The sequence below is a fragment of the Actinotalea sp. JY-7885 genome (assembly GCF_014525465.1).
Lineage (GTDB): Bacteria > Actinomycetota > Actinomycetes > Actinomycetales > Cellulomonadaceae > Actinotalea.
In genome coordinates this window covers 1-1393 of record NZ_JACEXH010000316.1, presented here as the reverse complement: position 1 = coordinate 1393, position 1393 = coordinate 1, and the positions used below count along the sequence as shown (strand labels likewise).

Sequence of the window (1393 nt, the reverse complement as noted above, 5' to 3'; positions counted from 1 at the left end):
CGGCCGGACGCGGCCACGGCGCACGCCGCCTGGGCGCGCGCGGCCGTCGTCCGGGAGCCGCTGAGCCCCGCCCGGTACGTCGGGGAGGCCGACCTCACGCTGCCGGGCCGCGTGCAGGAGTGCTTCACCCCCGAGGACCTCGCACGCGTGCGCGCTGCCCGCGAGCACCTGGACCCGGACCGTCACCTGTGGTCCGCCGTCGACCCGACCGACGCCCCCCTCGACGAGGAGCGGGGCACCACCCACCAGGAGGAACCATGAGGACCCCGAGCGTCTGGGCGATCGTCATCATCGCCATCACCGTCGTCGTGCTGTTCGGCGCCAGCAAGCTCCCGGAGATCGCCGGCAACGTCGGCAAGTCGCTGAAGATCTTCAAGAAGGAGGTCCAGGAGCTGCGCGAGGACACCTCGCCCCTGGCCCCGCCGACGGCGCCGGCACCGGCACCCGCCGTCACGCCGGCCCTCGCCACCCAGGCGCCGGCCGCGGCCCAGCCCGGCTCGCCGCAGGCATGAGGCGATGACGGCGCACCCGTCAGCGGCTCACGACCGGCCGGCCGACGCCCCGCGCGGGCGCCGGTCCGGCCGGTCGACGCACGACCCCGAGGGCCGGATGGCGCTCGCGGCGCACCTCGCCGAGCTCCGACGCCGTGTCCTGTGGTCGGCCCTCGGGCTCGTGCTCGGGGCCTGCCTCGGGTGGTTCGCGTACGACCCGGTCTTCGCGGCGATGAGCCAGCCCCTGCAAGGGCTGGGCCACCGGGGGCAGACCGCCGCACTCAACTTCACCACGATCGGCTCGGCGTTCGACATGCAGCTCAAGGTTGCCCTCTTCCTGGGGGTCTTCCTCTCGGCGCCGTGGTGGATCGGTCAGCTGCTCGCCTTCGTGACGCCGGCCCTGACGCGCCAGGAGAAGCGCTACGTGTTCTCCTTCGTCCCCGCGGGGAGCGTGCTGTTCGTCGCGGGCGGTGCGCTCGCCTGGTTCGTGCTGCCCACCGCGATCAGCACGCTGACGGCCTTCACGCCGGACAGCGCGGTCAACCTCATGGACGCGCGCGCCTATTTCGGGTTCTTCATGCGCGTGATCCTCGTGTTCGGCCTTGCCTTCCTGCTGCCGCTGGTCCTGGTGGCGCTGAACTTCCTCGGGCTGCTGCCCGCGGCGACGATGCTCCGGGCCTGGCGCTGGGCGGTCCTGCTCGCGCTCGTCTTCACGGCGTTCGCCAACCCGCTGCCGGACGCATGGTCCATGCTCGCGATGGCGACGCCGATCTGCGGCTTGTACTTCGTCGCCGTCGGCGTGGCCGCCCTGCGCGACCGGCGGGTGCGTCGGCGGGGCGGAGCCGCCCGACCGGCGTAGCGCCGTCGCGGTGCGCGCCCGCGGCGCTCAGGCCGTCGGCGCC

The 1393-nt window shown here is 74.1% G+C and carries 3 protein-coding genes; all 3 read left to right on the top strand.

Annotation, left to right across the window (positions count from 1 at the left end; genetic code table 11):
• Positions 1–261 (top strand): hypothetical protein (locus tag IDM29_RS16700; protein ID WP_223148445.1); only part of this gene is annotated, 261 nt, incomplete at its 5' end.
• Entirely contained in the window at positions 258–512 is a 255-nt protein-coding gene (gene tatA / locus IDM29_RS16695; protein WP_182113198.1) for a twin-arginine translocase TatA/TatE family subunit, read from the top strand. The genes IDM29_RS16700 and tatA, both read left to right, overlap by 4 nt.
• A 4-nt stretch (positions 513–516) precedes the next feature.
• A complete protein-coding gene (tatC, locus tag IDM29_RS16690) occupies positions 517–1350 on the top strand; it encodes a twin-arginine translocase subunit TatC (protein WP_255491764.1) in 834 nt (277 codons plus the stop codon).
• Positions 1351–1393: the final 43 nt, after the last annotated feature.